Below are 18544 nucleotides of genomic sequence, written 5' to 3' on the forward strand. Positions count from 1 at the left end.
CAAACCCTTATTTATTTAATTTTCTTTTTCTTTGAACTGCTATAACTCCACCTAACAATCCAATACTGATAACTACCAAGAATAGTAGATTTTGCATATTTGTTAGGTCACCCGTTTCTACATCTACCACTTTTTCAGGTGATGTATCATTTCCAGATATTGAAGGTGTTTTCGGTGTATCTGGTTTTACTGGATCAGTTGGATCTATTGGATCTGGATCGATTGGTGTTACTGGTATAACGACAGGAATCTTTTTCCATTGTGCATAGAACACAATATTTGATTCTACTGAGATTGTGTCACCTGGCTTGTAAGCAATTCCACTTCCATCCGCTTTCGTGTTCCAATAGGCGAAACTGTAACCATCACGAACTAGTGTCGCCTTATCCATTACAACAATATTACTATTTACATAGTAAGGACTTCCAGCATCTATTGGCGCTGTTCCTTCACTATTTCCATTTCCATCATATAGGACAGTAAATTTATCATTTTCATCCCATTGCGCATAGAGTATAGTGTCTTCAGTAATCGCAAATGTATCATTTGCGTTATAAGATATCCCACTTCCATCTGCTTTGGTATTCCAAGCAATAAATGACCAGTTCTCTTTTTCTAACGTTCCCTCATCCATTACCGTAACCAATTCGTTACCTTGGTAGGAATTCATTATATCTTCTGGTTCTATACCAGAAGTATGACCATTGCCATCATATGTTACATCGTATTCTTCTAACTCCCACACTGCGTATAGAGTCAGATTTTCTTTCACATGTGTGAGTGCTGCTCCTTGTGTATAAGTTGAATCTGCAGCTGTTGCAGCTGGATCAGTTGACCATCCAAGGAAAACATAACCTTGTTTTGAAATCGCTACTTCACTTTCACTTTTTACACTGCTAGTTCTACCAATGTATCCCATATCATAATATGTAGTAAACTTGTTTTCATTGTTTGCTTCGTAGTATTCACTACCATTGTATGAGCTTAAAGGACTTAATCCAAAGGCTCCACCATTTGCATCGTATTTTACCCATGTACTTTCAATTGCTCCGATATCTTTGAAATGTGCATCACTTCTTCCATCATATCCAGTAATTTCATTTACACTTGTATTTTCCGCAAGTCCTTCTGGTTTGATTGGAATTGTTGGGACTACCATTTTTTCAACTCCTGCTGTAAGTGTAGAATAGTTTGTAGTTAATCCTGCATTATTAACACCCAATACATCAGCGACTGTATTATTTGGTGTTACATTCATCAAGTTTGTTCCTGGTTTAGGCGTTAAGCTTGAAAGATCTTTATTTATACTAGTATCATTCAATACTCCACCAACTGTATATACTTGGTTACCAACAAATAATGAATTGTTATAAGTACTACCAACTTCTAAAGCAGCAGCCAGTCCACCAGCAAAGCCACCTCCACTATAAGATACTGCCCCACCTTTTTGTTCTTTGGTTGTATTGGTATTACCAGCTGTATTATTTACAAATGTTGAGCTGTTAATTGAATTTGTCATTCCTGCATTATTGTAGAAGTACTGAATGGCTCCACCACTTACTCCATCACCATCTAATCCTTGTGCTACATTATTGTAGAAAGTGCTATTGGTAATTGAAGTTGTAAAGTTCCCCGCTGATTGAAACATGATAGCTCCACCATCATCATGTGCGATGTTGCTGTCAAATGTTGTATTATTAATATTAAAGACCGCTCCATTTTTCCCATCAAATACATAAATAGCCCCACCATCGTATGTATTTGCTGCAGCAGTATCAGAACCTGCAGTTTCATTTCCATAGAAATATGAATCATTAATATTGATTTGTCCAGGTGCTGCAAAATAATGAATTTCGATGGCACCTCCACCACCTCCATATACACCAGTATTTGCACTCATATTTTTATTGTTTTTAAATACTGTATTATTAATATTCAAAGTACCAATATAGTTTTTAGAAGATATTGCACCAGACTCATAGCCACCTGCATTTCCACTATTGTTTTCAAATGTACAATAGTTTATATCTACATTTGCTGTTGATTCAAGATAAAGTGCTGAACTAATTGTGTTATCTGCAAATACACTATTATTAATTGTTGTCTTTGCTGTGCTACCTGAAGATATATAAAGTGCTCTTGCTTTTGCGTTACGTATCTCCAAGTTGTCCAAAATTACCTGTCCATTCGTGTGTCCTAATTGTAGTGGTCGAACTCCATTAGATCCATCCATCTTCAAATTTTTCAAGGTAATAGAACCACTGCCACTACCATTGATGGTAAATGTACCAGTTGTCCAGGTATTTCCATTTCCATCAATTGTAATATTTACATTAGGAACAGGTACCAAAAAATTACCTGATGTAAAACCATCGGCTAATGTAATTACATCTCCTTCTTGTGGTGATGCAAGTGCAGTGTACAAATCTGCAACATTGCTTACAGTTGAAGAAGCCAATACAGTTGGTGTTGTTTTCTTCACAACATTCTCTTTTTGCTCCACTTCTTCTACAGTTATGATTCTTTCTTGCTTAATCACTTCTGTTGTAGCTGGATCACTAACACCATAAACTACAGTGTATTCGCCAACAACACTAATATCAAAACCACTATCATCCAATATGGATACTTCATATTCATTTCCCTGCTCATCACTGGCAGTTACATCATTTAATAAATCAAATGTTTTGTCATCTTTCTCTACTTTTTGATCTTCTGTTTTAATTGTTATTGTAGAAGCAACTGCTTCTTCTTTTATTTCTTCTGTTGTTTCTTCTGCAACAATTGATTTAACTGCAGGAACTGCTCCTGCAACAACAATCATTGCAATCAAAAAACCTTTTAAAATCTTTCTAATATCGCCCATTTTATGCTCCTTAATTACTCTTTCTTTACTGGAATAATTTGCCCTTCATTACAGTAAAATCCGTATATTTATCTTTATTATTTTCGCACTAAAAAACCATTACATAAGCATCATCCCTCCAAATCATCAGCGAAATAACAGCGTCTAAATTTATATAATTTAATTTTTAACTACTTTGTGTATTGTTAAATAGAAACGAAAAAATGGATAATCATGATATCCATCACTTTCCACATTTTCTTTTAACATAGCCATTATATATAACATCGCATAAAGATGGTGTTAAAAAATTAATAAACAGATTAAGATTGTATTAAGGTTATGCAAAACGAAAGAAAACACCCATAACAATCTAGATACTAGATCATTATGAGTGTTCTTTTATTCCTTTATAATAATGCAGATAATATGTAATTCAGTATAAATAGTAATGTCGCGATTATTAAGATCGGTGTTAATTCATTAATTTTTTTCTTAGCAATTTTAACTACTACAAATACAATGAATCCCATTGCGATCCCAGTAGAGATAGAATATGCTAATGTCATAAAGATAACAGTAAAGAAACATGGAATTGCTTCTTCTAAATTTTGCCACTTAATATCTGCGAAAGAACTTGTCATCATTACTCCCACAATAATTAGTGCAGGTGCTGTTGCAGCTGAAGGAACAACTGATATTACTGGTCCAAGTACAATACTTAATAAGAAACAGATTGCAACGACAACAGATGTTAATCCAGTTCTACCACCAACACCAATACCTGCAGAACTTTCTACATAGGTAGTGGTGTTACTAGTACCTAACAGAGCTCCAATACTAGTTGCAATACTATCCGCAAATAATGCACGATCCATTTTAGAAGAAAATCCTTTTCCGTTTTCTAACTCTTTTTCATCTTCTGCACTAAAGATGCCTGACTTACGTCCGGTACCTATAAAAGTTCCAATTGTATCAAAGGTATCCGTTAATGAAAAAGCAAAGATGGTGATAAGAATAAAGGTTAACTTTTCAGGATTTGAAAATAAGCTTCCCATTCCTTCGCTACTTAAAGCTGTTCCAGCAACACTTCCAAATTCTTTAAACATTTCTCCATAAGAACTAAAAGAAATTGCTGAGATATCTACTACACCTGCTGGAATCCCAACTACTGTAGTTACTAATATGCCTATTAGGATTGCACCTTTTACATTGTTAACTAATAAAACAATTGTAAATACTAAACCAAACACAGTTAATAATAGAGTTGGATCATTAAATGAAGCAAGTGATGGAATACCATCACTAAATTGAATTAGGCCTACATTTAAACATCCAATATAGGCAATGAATAATCCAATACCTCCACCAATTGCATGTTGCAGACTTTCAGGAATTGCTTTAATAATTAATTTACGAATATTAGTAAACGTAATAAAGATATTAATTAGCCCACAAATAAACACCATTGCAAGTGCTTCTTTCCAAGAAAAACCATTTGCAATTACTACCGTAAATGTAAAGAATGCATTTAATCCCATTCCAGGTGCTAGTGCATAAGGAACATTGGCAAACAATCCCATTACTAGTGTACCAATTGCTGAAGCAATGATGGTTGCAATAAATACGGCTCCTGTTGGCATACCTGCCAATCCAAGGATTTGAGGGTTCACAATCAGAATATAGGCCATTGTAAAAAATGTTGTTACCCCTGCGAGAACCTCTGTACTAACTGTTGTATTGTTCTCTTTTAGTTTGAAAAACTTTTCCATTTTCTATCCTCTTTTCTATCATGCATTAATTTATAAAATAAAAAAAGAACGACTTTCTTTATATGTATCATTCCCTATAAAGATATAATATAAAACGTTCGATTCTATTCTTAAATAAAAGAAAGCATCATATAATTAGTTTATAAAACTATAAGCGTTTAATCTTTAAAATTTGGTAACGAAAATGTTAATTTTTGGTTAATTTATAGAAGTACCTTGTTCAATCATATGAAAAGCCTCTAATAATTTAGAGGCTACGACGAGAATGTATTTTTTTAATAAGGATGTGTTATATTTTCGTCGGAATATAACCAACTATAGTTTATACCTATTTTTATATTCCATTGTAAATAATTGGTTAACTTTTTGTTACAAAATTAATAATATTCTTTACGAAGCAGCTGCTACCTCTAAATACTTATCCTCGTGATTCTTATTTAAATTAACTGTATTATTTGCAATATTTAATGAATGATCACCAATGCGTTCTAAGTTAGATAGGATATCTACAAATACAGAAGCTGCAATTTGCTTTGGACATTCTTCATTACACATTCGAACAAAATGACGTTCTCTAAACTCATCTTCTAATTCATTGATCATTTTTTCTTTTTTATTTACTTCTGCTAATAAGGTATCTGCATTTTCATTTTCATATATATCTAGAACTTCTGGAATCATTGTTTCTATTAAATCGTAGATTTTCCCAAGTTCTTCAAGCGCATCAGTTGAAAAATACTCTTTTTCATCGTATACCATTTTGTAGAATTCAGATAAGTTTACACATAAATCCGACATACGCTCAAGATTTTTTACAATCAAAAAGTTCTTAGAATATTCAGTTGTCTGATCTTTCGCAAGTGTCTGCTGCTGTACAATTTTTAATAAATACTTTGATAAATTGGTATCGTACTTGTTTACAATACTCTCTATTTCTTGTACTTCATCATAATCTTCGCTGTTTTTTGTTTCTAGATAAGTGCGTGATACTTTTACAATCTCCAATACATTACGTCCCATCCGTATCGTATTCTTTTTGGCGACTTCTAATGCAGCCGCTGGAAAAGTGGTAATCAAAGAATAGTCCAATTCATCGATTGTTTCAATTTTAGCTCCCTGACGATCATCTCCAGGTATCAGCAACTTTAATAATTTAACACTTTGATTTACAAATGGGAAAATCAGAAGTGTTGATCCTACATTAAAGATAAAGTGAGCCTGTGCAATCCACATCTCAGCATTTCCACTAAGTGCATCATTTACCCAATTAGTAAAATATACAAATGGTGTCAGAATCAACATTCCTAGTAATGCTCCAGCGATATTGTAGACCGCATGAAACCATGCTGCTCGCTTCGATGATACAGAGCCTCCTGCTCCTGCAATAATTGCAGTAAGTGTTGTACCGACATTAGAACCAAAGATAAAAGCTACACCTGCTACTGGAGCAATTGCACCAGTTGTATATAACTTTTGAACGATTCCAATAACTGCTGTAGATGATTGTAGCGCTGCTGTTGCAATAGTACCACCTAGTAATGCCAGCCATGGATTCTTTCCTAATACCTGCATAGCATCGTTGAACCATGCCTGATCAGCAACTTGAACCAGTTGGTCTCCCATGATTTCTAATCCTGCAAAGATAAATCCAAATCCTAATAATACTCTTCCTAAATACGTAATTTTTTTCTTTTTAGCTAATAACATTAAAACGATACCAGCAAATATAATATAATAAGCAAACTGCTCAATATTTAGTCCAATCATAATTGATGTGAAACAGGTTCCAATATTTGCCCCAATTGTTATTCCAATTGCCTGTTCCAAACGCATAAGCCCTGCTCGAACTAAACTAATGGAAATAACTGTAACTGCTGTAGATGATTGTAGAACTCCTGTAATAATCGTTCCAACCAAAACAGCCATAAATAAATTACTTGTATATTTTTCAATATACTCACGAATACGACTTCCTGCAATACTCTTTAATCCATCACTCATTTGATTGATGCCATAAATAAAAAGAGCCAAGCCTCCCAAAACTAGCCCAACTGGCCGAACCAAATCCGTATTAAAAATGTTCATCTCTTTTTCCTCTTAACGTTTCCTTTTTTTGTACTTTAAGAGTATTTTATCAAACAAAAATAAAAAAAGTTTTATATGAATAACATTTAACAAACTCTTAACCGTTTGTTAACAATTCATAATAAAACTTTTATTTATTCACTATCGAAGACTTCCAAACAAACCAGCTTTCTTCCATCCACATGATTCTAAGTATTCACGAATCGGTTTCTTTACTAATGATGTATCAAATGTAAATCCAATGATACCAGTTTCACCTGTATCTTTATTTTTACCCACACCAAACTCGAAAGATTTCTGCATTGTTTTACCTTTGAATTTACTGGCAGATAATTTTGCTCCTGTTGATGACACGGATGCTGATTTACTAGACGTTCTGTCTACCTCTTTCCATTTTCCATTGTCACCAAGAGTAACTGTAAATGTATAGTCTCTTACTTCGCTACTGATTTTACTTTGCGAGAAGAACGTTGCATCCATCCATTTCCATTTCCCAATAATGCAGTCACCCTCCACACTCACTTCCCAAGGCTGATCATCTTTATTTAATACTGAAACTGCATCTGCTAATACTTTACTTTTCTCAATCATTACTGCATCTCCTTTTTACACATGAAAACCGGTATTTCACCGGCTTTCTTACATTATAATTCTATCATATTTATAAATACTTCACTATCAATGTTTATTTATTAACAACTTCTGCAGCTTTTGGTAAAACTGAAGATGCCACTGTAGTCGCTTCTAGTGAACCTGCACCATTTTCAACAATAATTACAAACGCAATTGGTGTCGATGAATTATCAGAGAAACCAACAAACCAAGAATGAGGATTTCCTTCTTCTACTTCGGCAGTTCCAGTTTTTGCACATAACTCTAAATTAGGAAAATTATAATCACCATAAGTGCTTACTGTATTATTACGCATCAAAGTGCTTAACTGATTTGCTGTGTCTTCTTCCATTAATCTTGTTTCACTATCATCTAAATTAAAGGATGACAGAAACGAGTCACCATCAATATAATGTGGAGTTTTCGATATTCCACCATTGGCAATCGCACCACAGAACATCATGTACTGCATTGGGTTCACAAGCGTTGTATATTGTCCAATTCCTGCCCATGCCAAGTTAAGCTGCGCAGCATCACTAACATCAAATCTACCTGCTGATGTCTTTACACCATCAATTGAATATGTATTTGTGACACCTGCTTTTTTTGCATATTCATTTAACGTATCATTTCCTAACTGTATAGCAATCTGTGCAAAAGCTGAGTTACATGAATTGGCAAGTGCCTGTTCAAAGTTTTGCACCCCATGATAACCACTACATTTTACCCATTCTCCTGCGATTTCAACTCCTCCATGACAATCAAATGTCTGTGTATAAATATCAGGGATTGTTTCAATCGCTGCATAGGCTGTTACCAGTTTCATGATTGACCCAGGTACATATAACCCATTCATCACTCTGTTGATATAAACTCCTTCATAATCTTCATGATCCAAATCAGGAACGTTATAAGGGTCATAGGAAGGTTTAGAAACCATTGCCAGTATTTCACCTGTTTCATAGTTATAAATCCCTACAGCACCGTTATAATTGCCTAGTGCCTGATATGCTAGAGAAGATAACTCTGCATTAATCGTTAAATTAATTGTATTGTCTGATGATGAAGCACCATATAGACCATTCAATAATCCATAACCAATTAATTTATCACGCTTTGATGACAATACACCAGTCGTGATATTATCATCTTTATCTCCAATTACATGTAATGTTGATAAACGGGTATAGTAATCATCGGAATAAGCTAACCCATTACTGTCGGAGCGAAGTAACTGTGTGCCATCAGATGAATACACGCTTCCAGCAACCGTTAACTCTCCATTGTTATAAATATTTCCATTGGAAGGATGAACCACCCATACCTGAGCAGATGATCCATAATCACTAATAAAAATAGCTGCACAAAGTAAGAATACTCCAATTAGAAAACTTAAATATTTTGCTCTTTTTCCAACACGATTCATATCTTACTCCTCCTCAAATTCTACAGGTGTAGCTGCTTTGTTCTTCTTTGGAAATGCAAAGTTCAAAGCTGCAGTTATAAAACTTAACAGTCCCCAACTACCAACCATACTTGATCCACCATTACTAACAAATGGTAAGGTAACTCCAGTAAATGGAAGTACATCAATTGCACCAAAGATGTTCAGTGATGCCTGAATAATAAATAAACCAGCAGCTGAACATGCAGCAATAACATAATACGAAGAACGAGCAATCTTATGAGAACGAATCGCACTGATCATAATAACTACATAAATAGATGCAACTAAAATCGCAATAATCAGTCCCCACTCTTCTGCTACCATTGCAATTACAATATCGCTATCAGCAGCAAAGATTGTTCTGGCAAAGCCATTTCCTCCACCTAGACCCAACAGACCACCACTGGCAATTGCCATCAGTGCTCTTGCCTGTTGCGATCCTGAATCATATACATGTGACCATACATTACGCCATGTATCAAAACGTTGCAGAATATATGGTTTGAAACTAAGTACCATTAATCCTCCCATTGCCGCAACAATGAAGGTCATCAAAATTGCCTTTATATCTCCTGAAGTCATAAACATTAAAATAATAAAGGTAAAGAAGAAAATAAGTGCGGTACCAAAGTCACCCATCAGGAATAACAATCCGACACAGGCAACTGAATAGATAATTAAATTTCTTAAGTTCTTCGTTGAGAATAACCAATCCAGTGTTGCACTACTGGCAAAGATAAACAATACCTTTACAAACTCTGAAGGTTGAATGGTAATTGGTCCTAGAATAATCCAGTTGGTCTGCCCATTAATATTGGAACCAATTAATAAGTTTACAACCAGAATCAGAATTGACAATCCTGCTGCATAACGACGCAATTTCATGATTTGTGTAACATTCTTAAGAACTATACATAATACACAATAGAAACCTATCCCCATAAGAAAGGCTCCTACTTGTTTTATCAAATCACCAGGATTTGCACTGGCAATTACACAAAAACCAATAGTTGTTAGAAAGAATGCTGCAGTCTCTGCACCCAGATTCTTTATCTTCAACATCTTGGCAACCCATTTAAATATCCATGGGGTGATAAAAATAACTGCAAATGTAATAAATAAAGGAGATACATACTCTTCATCTATTGTTAGATATAACTGAATAAACGCTAATATCTGAAACATATTTAATAGTACAACTGCAGTACTGTAACTTCCTTCTTTTTTACCAATAAAATTAATCTTATCTTTAAATTTCGTTATAAATTTCTTTTCTTTCTTTTTTAACTCTTCTTCATAATCTCTGGCATCCATAAAGGTAGCAGGCATAATTAAAACATCGACACCTGATAAAGTGACAGTGTCTCCCATCGCAATCATTGTTTCATCTGTGGTTGGCTTCCCATTAACCAAAATACCACCTTTAGATTTTGTATCAGTTATCTTCCAATAACCATTGTCATTCATTGTCATTACTGCATGCTGTCTTGAAATAGAAGGTAGATTAATTACTACATCACAAGCTTCTGAACGTCCGATTGTTACCTCGTAATGCGTAACTGGAATACGAAAGCTTCCATTTCCAATATCTAAAACTGCTAATAAGTTTCTCTTTTCTTGTCGATATAACATCAACCGTTTTATTTCTCTGAACAAAAGTAAACTTAAGATTACAAAGATAAAACGTGCGGGCAATAAATAATAAGTATTTAGAAGTGTTTTAACAAACTCCATGTAATGCCCCCTCTCTTCTAAACATTGTATATAAATGTACCAAAAATTACAAGTCGCTCCTACAATTTCACTTTATTCTACAACAAATTTTCAACAATTTTGTAAGCCCTTTCATTTACTTATTTGAGATTCTGTATTATAATATATATGAAGAAAGAAAGGAGGACTGAATGATGGTAAATATGAAATTTATGAATATGAATGAACTAGTGAAATACAATCAGTCTTTACTCCTTATGCAGGATAAAAGCCGTATTTCCTGTTACTTCGTTAAATAAACGAAGAGAGTACAATGAAAAGATGATAGCAATCTGATAAAACACATTGAAAATCAAAAATAAAGAAAGATGCTATCAATCAAACAAAAGGTCAAATTAAGATAATGATAATTTGACCTTTTGTTTTGTCTGCTCTTTCTATTCTAATGATTATAAGTTACAATAACAACTACAAATACCCTACATCAATAAACACAAAAAGTCGGGTACCTCTATTTTATTACTGATAAAATGTGAAGGAAAGGAGATAAATGTGAATACCACTATTGATCGATTAAACAATGTAATTGAATACATTGAACAAAACCTAAAAGAGGAACTGTCCTTTGATAAGCTTGCAGATATTTATGGAAATTCTAAAAGTGTATTACAAAAAACATTTCTTAACATCTGCGATCTTTCACTAAGTGATTATATTCGTCGAAGACGCTTAAGTGAAGCAATCCATGATATACGTGATGGTGAAAAGATTATTGATGTTTCAATGAACTATCAATACAATTCATCCGATGCATTTACTAGAGCATTTAAAGCACAACATGGTATTACACCAAGTGAGGCTAAAGAAAATGATGTTACAGTTACCTTTTTCCCTAAAATCAGATTCACATTTTCAATCAAAGGTGTAGAAGCAATGAACTATAAAATAGAAGAAAGAACTGCAACTAGAATTATTGGTTACAAATATTTTGTCTCTATGGAACAGGCAGGAAGTAACTTTATTCCAAGTCTGTGGGATGCCCTATCAGAGGAACAACTGCAAAATTTATTGGAAAAGAGCAATCATAAAATTGATGGTATTATTGGTATCAATGCAGATATGTATAACAATGGATTTGATTACTATATCGCTGTCACTAGTGATGAACCTGCAATTGATGGACTTGATGAATTTGTAATAAAAGAAAGTACTTGGTTAAAAGTACATGTAGAAGGTCCATTGCGTCCAGAACCTGTCAAGTTAAAAAAAGCATATGGAAACTTATTCAAAGAGTGGTTACCAAACTCAAACTATGAGCACAGTGGAATCGCTGAAATTGAGTATTATCCAGACCTATTCAAAGACAAAACAGATGAAGATTTCGTAACTGAAATTTGGGTGTCTGTAAATAAGTTGAAAGGATAAGGAATCAGAATCAATCTAGTTAAATATTGGCCATAAAACCACTTCACAACCAAAATCACGCATGCTATAATAACTATGGTGGTTAACGGATTAACCAATGAAAAGACACAGGGGCGAACCTGTGTCTTTTATTATGTATCGGTAGCAACGGATTAAATTCTAGTAACGATCAAGTAACTTGATAATTACGATTAATACTAACATGGCGATTACTTCGCTCATGTCTAATCCTCTAGTTTCTACCACCGATACAATCGTAGAAGTAATTCATACGAATACCTCCACTTTAATCTATGGAAATTAGGATGATATTCCTAAAATAATCTATATTAATTTTTCTAAAATACGTTCATAGAATTTTTTTGGATCTTCATCTATTTTATTCTTAATTACTTTAATCTGATAACTTTCAAGAATTGTTTCTAAGTCTGTTATTTCTTCTGGCGTAAAACTATATAGATAAAAATATATAGTATTAGAACCTTTCATTTTATTGAAATGGCGAACTCTTGCATTTAAGATACTCCAGATATCCACTTCACTATAATCAAGTCCAAATCCAAGCATATGAATTTCATCTTTAAACATCATATCAATCCAACTCTCATCTGTCTGCAAGAATGTTTCTGCTGATAGATAGTCTTGGATTCTTCCAATTATACGTGCATACATGTTCTGACCTAGTACAATACTTCTTGGATAATTCAGTTCCCCATGGATGTGCCATACTTGTTTATCTTTTACTTCGTTACAGGTTGTAATACGATAAATCTTTTCAACTGACTTTTCTTTACTTTTACTTATTGTATGAAACGTTGAGGCAACACTAGACTCTAATGTATAGTCATAGTTTGTAGTAATGATTGTATTCACCTTAGATAACTTCATTATCTTGCTATGAATATCATTCCCCTTCATATCCTTCATCTTTGATACCGTTAAATCAAGTAATTGCTGTTCTTTTAAATCATATTTCTTTTTTGAGCGAAAATATATTTCTTCATAAAGAATCGGAAATGGTTTATTTCCATTGATTACTTCTCTATCAACCCTAGCCTCTTTTTTTAAGTCTTCAAGTAGTTGAAACCATGAGTAATCTGATTGTATACGATTAATTCCATTTCCTACAAATATTACCTTATTCATACAATTTCCACTCCTAACATCATTGCAATTACCGCAGCTTGGTCAAAACGAATTTTTAAACCATTTAGATCTCGCATATCAACTAGCAGAGAATCAAATTCACAAGTAGATACATCTAATCCTTTTATCTTTGTTTCTCGTAGATCCAGTTTTGTGATTTGTGAATGATCAAACGTTAATTCTTTATACTCACTTGCAAGTAGGGATGCTTCTACAAGTTCACAACTGTTAAAAGATACATGTTCAAGATTTGTATTAGAGAAATTGGCATATCTCAAAATTGATTCCTGAAAGATAACATATTTCAATTTTGATTTATAAAAACTTGAACCAATTAATTTACAGTTTCGAAAATCAACTCGTTGAAACAACGATTCATCAAATTCTAAATTAGATACATCCATATTTTGAAAAACAACATCTAAAAACTCCATCTTTGCTAACTTGCAACATTCAAAAATACAACGTTCAAATTTTACTTCATCAAATTTCATCATTTCTTCTTCATCATAAAATGTACAGTTCTTATAATGTGTTTTTAGTTCTATCTGATCAAATCTCAGTTCTTGATTTTCAATCACTTGATCGTATTGTTCAATTGGTTTTGTTCGTTTCATAAAAGCACCTCATGCATCTATCATAATACAAAGTAAGCAGACAACTCAACAATAACTGCATTAAAAAACCAGAATCAACTATGTGACTCTGGTAGTTTATGTTAATACATTGATGGCATTGCAGCTGGTGTTTCTGCTTTTGCTTCAACTTTGTTGGCAACAGCAACTTCTGTAGTTAAGAAGAGCGCTGAGATACTTGCAGCATTCAATACTGCACTACGTGTAACTTTGGTTGGATCGACAATACCTTCTTTATACATGTCTACCCATTCCCCACGCTTTGCATCAAATCCAATATTATCGTTTGATGCTTTTTGCTTTTCAACGATTTCATCTCCATCATATCCAGCATTTTCAGCAATTTGCCATGTTGGCATTAATAATGAATCTAGCACGATATTGTATCCTTTTTGAACATCTACAATATCGCTCTTTAAATCATCTCTTAGTTCATTATATACATCGACAAGAATAGAACCTCCACCATTAACAATACCTTCAGCTACTGCTGCTTTAGTTGCATTCAGTGCATCTTCAATTCGTAATTTCTTTTCTTGCAATTCACTTTCAGTTGCTGCTCCTACTTTCACAACAGCAATTCCATTTGATAATTTGGCTAAACGTTCCTGTAAGTTTTTCTTATCATAATCACTACTTGAGTTATTAATTTGTGCATGAATTTCATCTTTTCTCTTTTCGATTACTTCTTTATCTGCAATCCCATCAATAATCGTAGTAGTGTCTTTAGCAACAACTACTTTCTTCGCTGTTCCTAAATCAATAACTTCCATATCTTTTAATTCCATCTGTAAATCTTTTGATATAAAGTTAGCACTTGTAATTGTTGCAATATCTTCTAACATTGCTTTTTGGTTATCACCAAATCCTGGTGCTTTTGTAGCAACAACATTAAATGTTCCTCTTAATTTGTTTACTACCAGTGTACTAACAACATCGTTATCAATATCATCAGCGATAATTAATAATGATTTATGTTGTTCCACTATCTTTTCTAAAATTGGTAATATATCTTGAATTGTATTTATCTTGTGATCTGTAACTAAGATATATGGATCATCTAGTGATACTTCCATTTTATCTCTGTCACTCACCATATAAGGTGAAATATATCCTTTATCATATTGTAGTCCTTCCACTACATCTAAACTTGTATCAAAACCTTTGGATTCATCGACATTGATAACTCCTTCGTTTCCTACTCTTTCCATAGCTTCTGCAATAATTTTTCCAATTGAAGTATCCTGAGCTGAGATAGCTGCAACATTTTCAATTTCACTATTTGTTTTAACTTCCTTAGATTTTTCTAGTATTTTTTCAGCTACTTTCTTACTGGCTGCTTCGATACCTTCTCTCATCAATACTGGATTACTTCCTTTATTGATTGCTTTGATTCCTTTCTTAATCATTGCTTGTGCCAATAGCGTTGCGGTTGTTGTTCCATCCCCAGCAACATCATTGGTTTTATTTGCTACTTCATATACAAGTTTTGCACCCATATTTTCATATGGATCACTTAATTCGATTTCTTTCGCAATTGACACTCCATCATTTGTAATTAATGGGGAACCATAACTTTTCTCCAATACCACATTTCTACCCTTTGGTCCTAGTGTTACCTTCACTGCATCAGCAAGGGTATCTACACCATTCATCATTTTTTCACGTGCATCTAATCCAAATTTTAATTCCTTACTCATTTTTACAAACCTCCATTTTTATTTCAAAATCGCTAAAATACTTTCTTCTGATACAATCATGTAATCTGTGTCTTCGTATGTAATTGATGTTGTTGCATATTCTTTATAGACAACACGATCACCAATCTTTACCTGTAATGGTACTAGATTTCCATCTACATACTTCCCTTTCCCACAGGCAACTACCTTAGCAATTCCTGGTGTTTCTTTGTTTTGGGGACTTAAGATAATTCCACTGGAAGTCTTATTTTCCACTTCTTCTTTCTGTAAAACTACATTGTCATGTAACGGTTCAAACATATATTTACCTCCTTTTAGCACTCTGACTACTTGAGTGATAATAAATATTATACTCAAAATTAGCACTCTGTCAATACGAGTGACAGAAAATATTTAGTTTTTTCAAAGTTCATATGAGTAAGTTTTTTTTAAGGTTAATGCTATACTAGAGAAAAGGTAGGGATATATGAAAAAGATAAATAAAGTACATGTAATGATGACTATTTTTGGTATTGTTTTAATTGCTATAGGCTCTTCCATCTGTAATTATGGCCAAGTTGGTGTAGACCCTTTTACAGCGATGAATATAGCTGTCAGCAGCAAATTAGGAATTAGTTTTGGGTTTTATCAGATGTTAATAAATCTAGTATTATTTTTAGGAGTATTAAAAATAAGTAAACATTATATTGGTTTTGGAACTATATTGAATATGATTGCAGTTGGATTCCTTATAGAGTTATTTACTTCTCTTTGGAGTTCTCTTTTCCCAATTGCAATTACACTTCCATTACAAGTAGTAATGTTAATTGTAGGGGTATTAATTATGACATTAGGAGCATCTTTGTATATGCGTGCTGATTTAGGAGTAGCACCTTATGATGCAATTGCGTTAATCGCAAATGAAAAATACCACAAAAATTTTGCAGTATCTCGGATAATCTGTGATATGTTCTGTGCTGGTGTTGGATTCTTCTTAAGTGGACCTGTTGGTGCAGGAACGATTGTATTTGCATTCTTTACCGGACCCTTTATTCGTTTCTACGATACTCATGTATCTAATCCATTACTTGCATATTTTGATAAGCAAGGTACAAAAAAGTCTACAATGTAGACTTTTTTCTTTGCTATTTATTTAGATGTTTCAATACTTTTGCACATACATCTTTAGCTGTTAAACCAAATGATGCAAAGATATCGCTTGCTGGTGCTGAAGCACCAAAGTGATCAATTCCAATACTCAATCCATTATCTCCTACAATATCTCCCCACCCAAAAGTAGTTCCTGCTTCAATTGAAACTTTCACTACATCTTTTGGTAAGATTGCAGTTCTTTCTTCGCATGACAATGCTTTAAAGTTATGCCAACTTGGCATACTTACAACACTGCTGTCTACATTATTTTCATGTAGCAACTTCTGTGTTTCTAGTGCTAATGATACTTCTGAACCTGTTGCAACCAGAATCACCTTAGCTGCTTTCGCAGCAGGACTTACCACATAAGCACCTTTCGCTACTCCTGATGTTACATCCTTTTGGTCATTTTCTAAAATTGGTAATACCTGTCTAGATAGAATCAAAGCAGTTGGTCGATCTGTTGATGCAATTGCTTCTTTCCATGCTGCTAGCGTTTCTTTTGCATCCGCAGGACGAATTACATGTAAGTTTGGCATTGCTCTTAATGAAGCTAATTGTTCAATTGGTTCATGTGTTGGACCATCTTCTCCTACTGCGATACTGTCATGCGTAAATACATAAGTAACTGGTAACTTCATCAGCGATGCCATACGAATTGCTGGACGCATGTAATCTGAGAACACAAAGAATGTTGATCCAAATGTTTTCACTCCACCATGAAGCATTAAACCATTCATAATCGCACCTTCAGCAAACTCGCGAACTCCATACCAGATATTTCTGTTTGCTGGTGTTGCAGGACTATATGCTCCTTCGCTCTTAATAAAGGTATTGTTGGAACCACCCAAGTCAGCAGAACCTCCAAACAGTTCTGGTACTCTTGCTGCTAAAGCATTGATCAATTGTCCAGATGCAGAGCGGGTTGCCAATAACCCTTGGTCTGGTGCATACACTGGGAAGTCTTTATCATAGTCTTCTGGAAGTTCATTACGTAATGTACGCTCCAACTCTTCCTTTAATTCTGGATAAACTCTTCCATATGCTTCCATCATTGTATTCCATGTTTCTTCTTTTTTAGTTGAATCATCTACATAACTTCCTAATTCTTGTTTTACATCTTCAGGAACCGTAAATGGATCATAATTCCATCCATAGTTTTCTCTAACCAAAGCAACTTCATCTTTTCCTAATGGAGCACCATGAGATGCTGAAGTTCCACCTTTGTTGGGAGAACCATAACCGATTACTGTTTTTACTTCTATTAGTGTAGGACGATTATCCTTTTTCGCTGTTTCTACAGCTGCAAGAATTTCATCTGCATCATTTCCATCCTCTACTCTTAACACTTGCCATTTATACGCATCAAAGCGTTTTGCCACACTTTCAGAGAATGATTGATTCAATTCTCCATCAAGTGAAATATCATTTGAATCATAAAGAATAATCAGTTTACCTAAAGCCAGATGTCCTGCCAATGAAGCTGCCTCACTTGCAACTCCCTCCATCAGGTCACCATCACCACAAATCGCATATGTATAATGACTCACTACATCATACTCAGGTTTGTTGTATTTCGCAGATAAATGATTTTCAGCCAACGCCATTCCCACAGCCATTGCAATTCCCTGACCTAGTGGTCCAGATGTTGCATCTACTCCAGGCGTATGTCCATGTTCTGGATGTCCTGGGGTTTTACTGTCTAACTGACGAAATGCCTTTAAGTCATCCATTGATACATCGTATCCATACAAATGTAACATACTGTACAGCAAGGCAGAACCATGCCCAGCTGACAATACAAAACGATCACGATTGAACCAGTTAGGATTTTTAGGATTCACATTCATCACTTTAGAAAATAAAGTATATGCCATTGGCGCAGAACCCATCGGCATTCCTGGATGTCCAGAATTTGCTTTTTCTACCATGTCAATCGATAACATACGAATCGTATCAACTACTTTTTGTTCTATGTCTCTCATTAAAACTCTCCTTCTGCTATTACTAGCATAACTACTAACAATATAACG

At 34.1% G+C, this 18544-nt stretch carries 13 protein-coding genes; 2 read left to right on the forward strand and 11 right to left on the reverse strand.

Annotation, left to right across the window (positions count from 1 at the left end):
* Window positions 1-7: 7 nt before the first annotated feature.
* The 6 genes from J2S15_RS01995 to J2S15_RS02020 all read right to left on the reverse strand — a co-directional run bounded on the left by J2S15_RS01995 (window position 8) and on the right by J2S15_RS02020 (window position 10495).
* Window positions 8-2866 (reverse strand): InlB B-repeat-containing protein, encoded by a 2859-nt coding sequence (locus tag J2S15_RS01995; RefSeq protein ID WP_307404971.1) that lies wholly within the window; start codon window positions 2864-2866, stop codon window positions 8-10.
* Between the two features lie 389 nt (window positions 2867-3255).
* Window positions 3256-4617: an NCS2 family permease gene (locus J2S15_RS02000; protein WP_307404973.1), complete on the reverse strand. Its 1362-nt coding sequence runs from the start codon at window positions 4615-4617 to the stop codon at window positions 3256-3258.
* A 390-nt stretch (window positions 4618-5007) separates the two neighbouring features.
* Window positions 5008-6702 carry a Na/Pi cotransporter family protein gene (locus tag J2S15_RS02005; RefSeq protein WP_307404974.1) on the reverse strand — a complete coding sequence of 565 codons (1695 nt, stop codon included), beginning with the start codon at window positions 6700-6702 and terminating at the stop codon, window positions 5008-5010.
* Window positions 6703-6843: 141 nt separating this feature from the next.
* Window positions 6844-7293: a hypothetical protein gene (locus J2S15_RS02010; protein ID WP_307404976.1), complete on the reverse strand. Its 450-nt coding sequence runs from the start codon at window positions 7291-7293 to the stop codon at window positions 6844-6846.
* A gap of 94 nt (window positions 7294-7387) precedes the next feature.
* Window positions 7388-8740: a penicillin-binding transpeptidase domain-containing protein gene (locus tag J2S15_RS02015; RefSeq protein WP_307404978.1), complete on the reverse strand. Its 1353-nt coding sequence runs from the start codon at window positions 8738-8740 to the stop codon at window positions 7388-7390.
* Between the two features lie 3 nt (window positions 8741-8743).
* A complete protein-coding gene (locus J2S15_RS02020) occupies window positions 8744-10495 on the reverse strand; it encodes an FtsW/RodA/SpoVE family cell cycle protein (protein WP_307404980.1) in 1752 nt (583 codons plus the stop codon).
* A gap of 531 nt (window positions 10496-11026) precedes the next feature.
* Between J2S15_RS02020 and J2S15_RS02025 the strand changes: the two genes are divergently transcribed.
* Window positions 11027-11899, forward strand: a complete 873-nt coding sequence (locus J2S15_RS02025) for an AraC family transcriptional regulator (protein WP_307404982.1) — start codon at window positions 11027-11029, stop codon at window positions 11897-11899.
* A gap of 324 nt (window positions 11900-12223) precedes the next feature.
* On the opposite strand, the gene J2S15_RS02030 is transcribed toward J2S15_RS02025, so the two are convergent.
* The 4 genes from J2S15_RS02030 to J2S15_RS02045 form a co-directional block, all read right to left on the reverse strand.
* Complete coding sequence (locus J2S15_RS02030; RefSeq protein WP_307404984.1) at window positions 12224-13045, reverse strand: SIR2 family protein; 822 nt, start codon at window positions 13043-13045, stop codon at window positions 12224-12226.
* Window positions 13042-13662 (reverse strand): pentapeptide repeat-containing protein, encoded by a 621-nt coding sequence (locus tag J2S15_RS02035; protein WP_307404986.1) that lies wholly within the window; start codon window positions 13660-13662, stop codon window positions 13042-13044. Before J2S15_RS02035 ends, J2S15_RS02030 begins: the two co-directional genes overlap by 4 nt.
* Window positions 13663-13763: 101 nt before the next feature.
* Window positions 13764-15380, reverse strand: a complete 1617-nt coding sequence (groL, locus tag J2S15_RS02040; RefSeq protein WP_307404988.1) for a chaperonin GroEL — start codon at window positions 15378-15380, stop codon at window positions 13764-13766.
* A gap of 18 nt (window positions 15381-15398) precedes the next feature.
* The gene (locus J2S15_RS02045) at window positions 15399-15680 is read right to left on the reverse strand and encodes a co-chaperone GroES (RefSeq protein WP_307404990.1); all 282 of its coding nucleotides are present in this window, start codon (window positions 15678-15680) and stop codon (window positions 15399-15401) included.
* A 166-nt stretch (window positions 15681-15846) separates the two neighbouring features.
* Here J2S15_RS02045 and J2S15_RS02050 point away from each other — a divergent pair, with 166 nt between their 5' ends.
* A complete protein-coding gene (locus tag J2S15_RS02050) occupies window positions 15847-16491 on the forward strand; it encodes a YczE/YyaS/YitT family protein (protein ID WP_307404992.1) in 645 nt (214 codons plus the stop codon).
* Between the two features lie 13 nt (window positions 16492-16504).
* Here J2S15_RS02050 and tkt read toward each other — a convergent pair whose 3' ends face one another.
* Complete coding sequence (gene tkt / locus J2S15_RS02055; RefSeq protein ID WP_307404994.1) at window positions 16505-18496, reverse strand: transketolase; 1992 nt, start codon at window positions 18494-18496, stop codon at window positions 16505-16507.
* Window positions 18497-18544 lie beyond the last annotated feature (48 nt).

It is taken from the genome of Breznakia pachnodae (assembly GCF_030814225.1).
Lineage (GTDB): Bacteria > Bacillota_I > Bacilli_A > Erysipelotrichales > Erysipelotrichaceae > Breznakia > Breznakia pachnodae.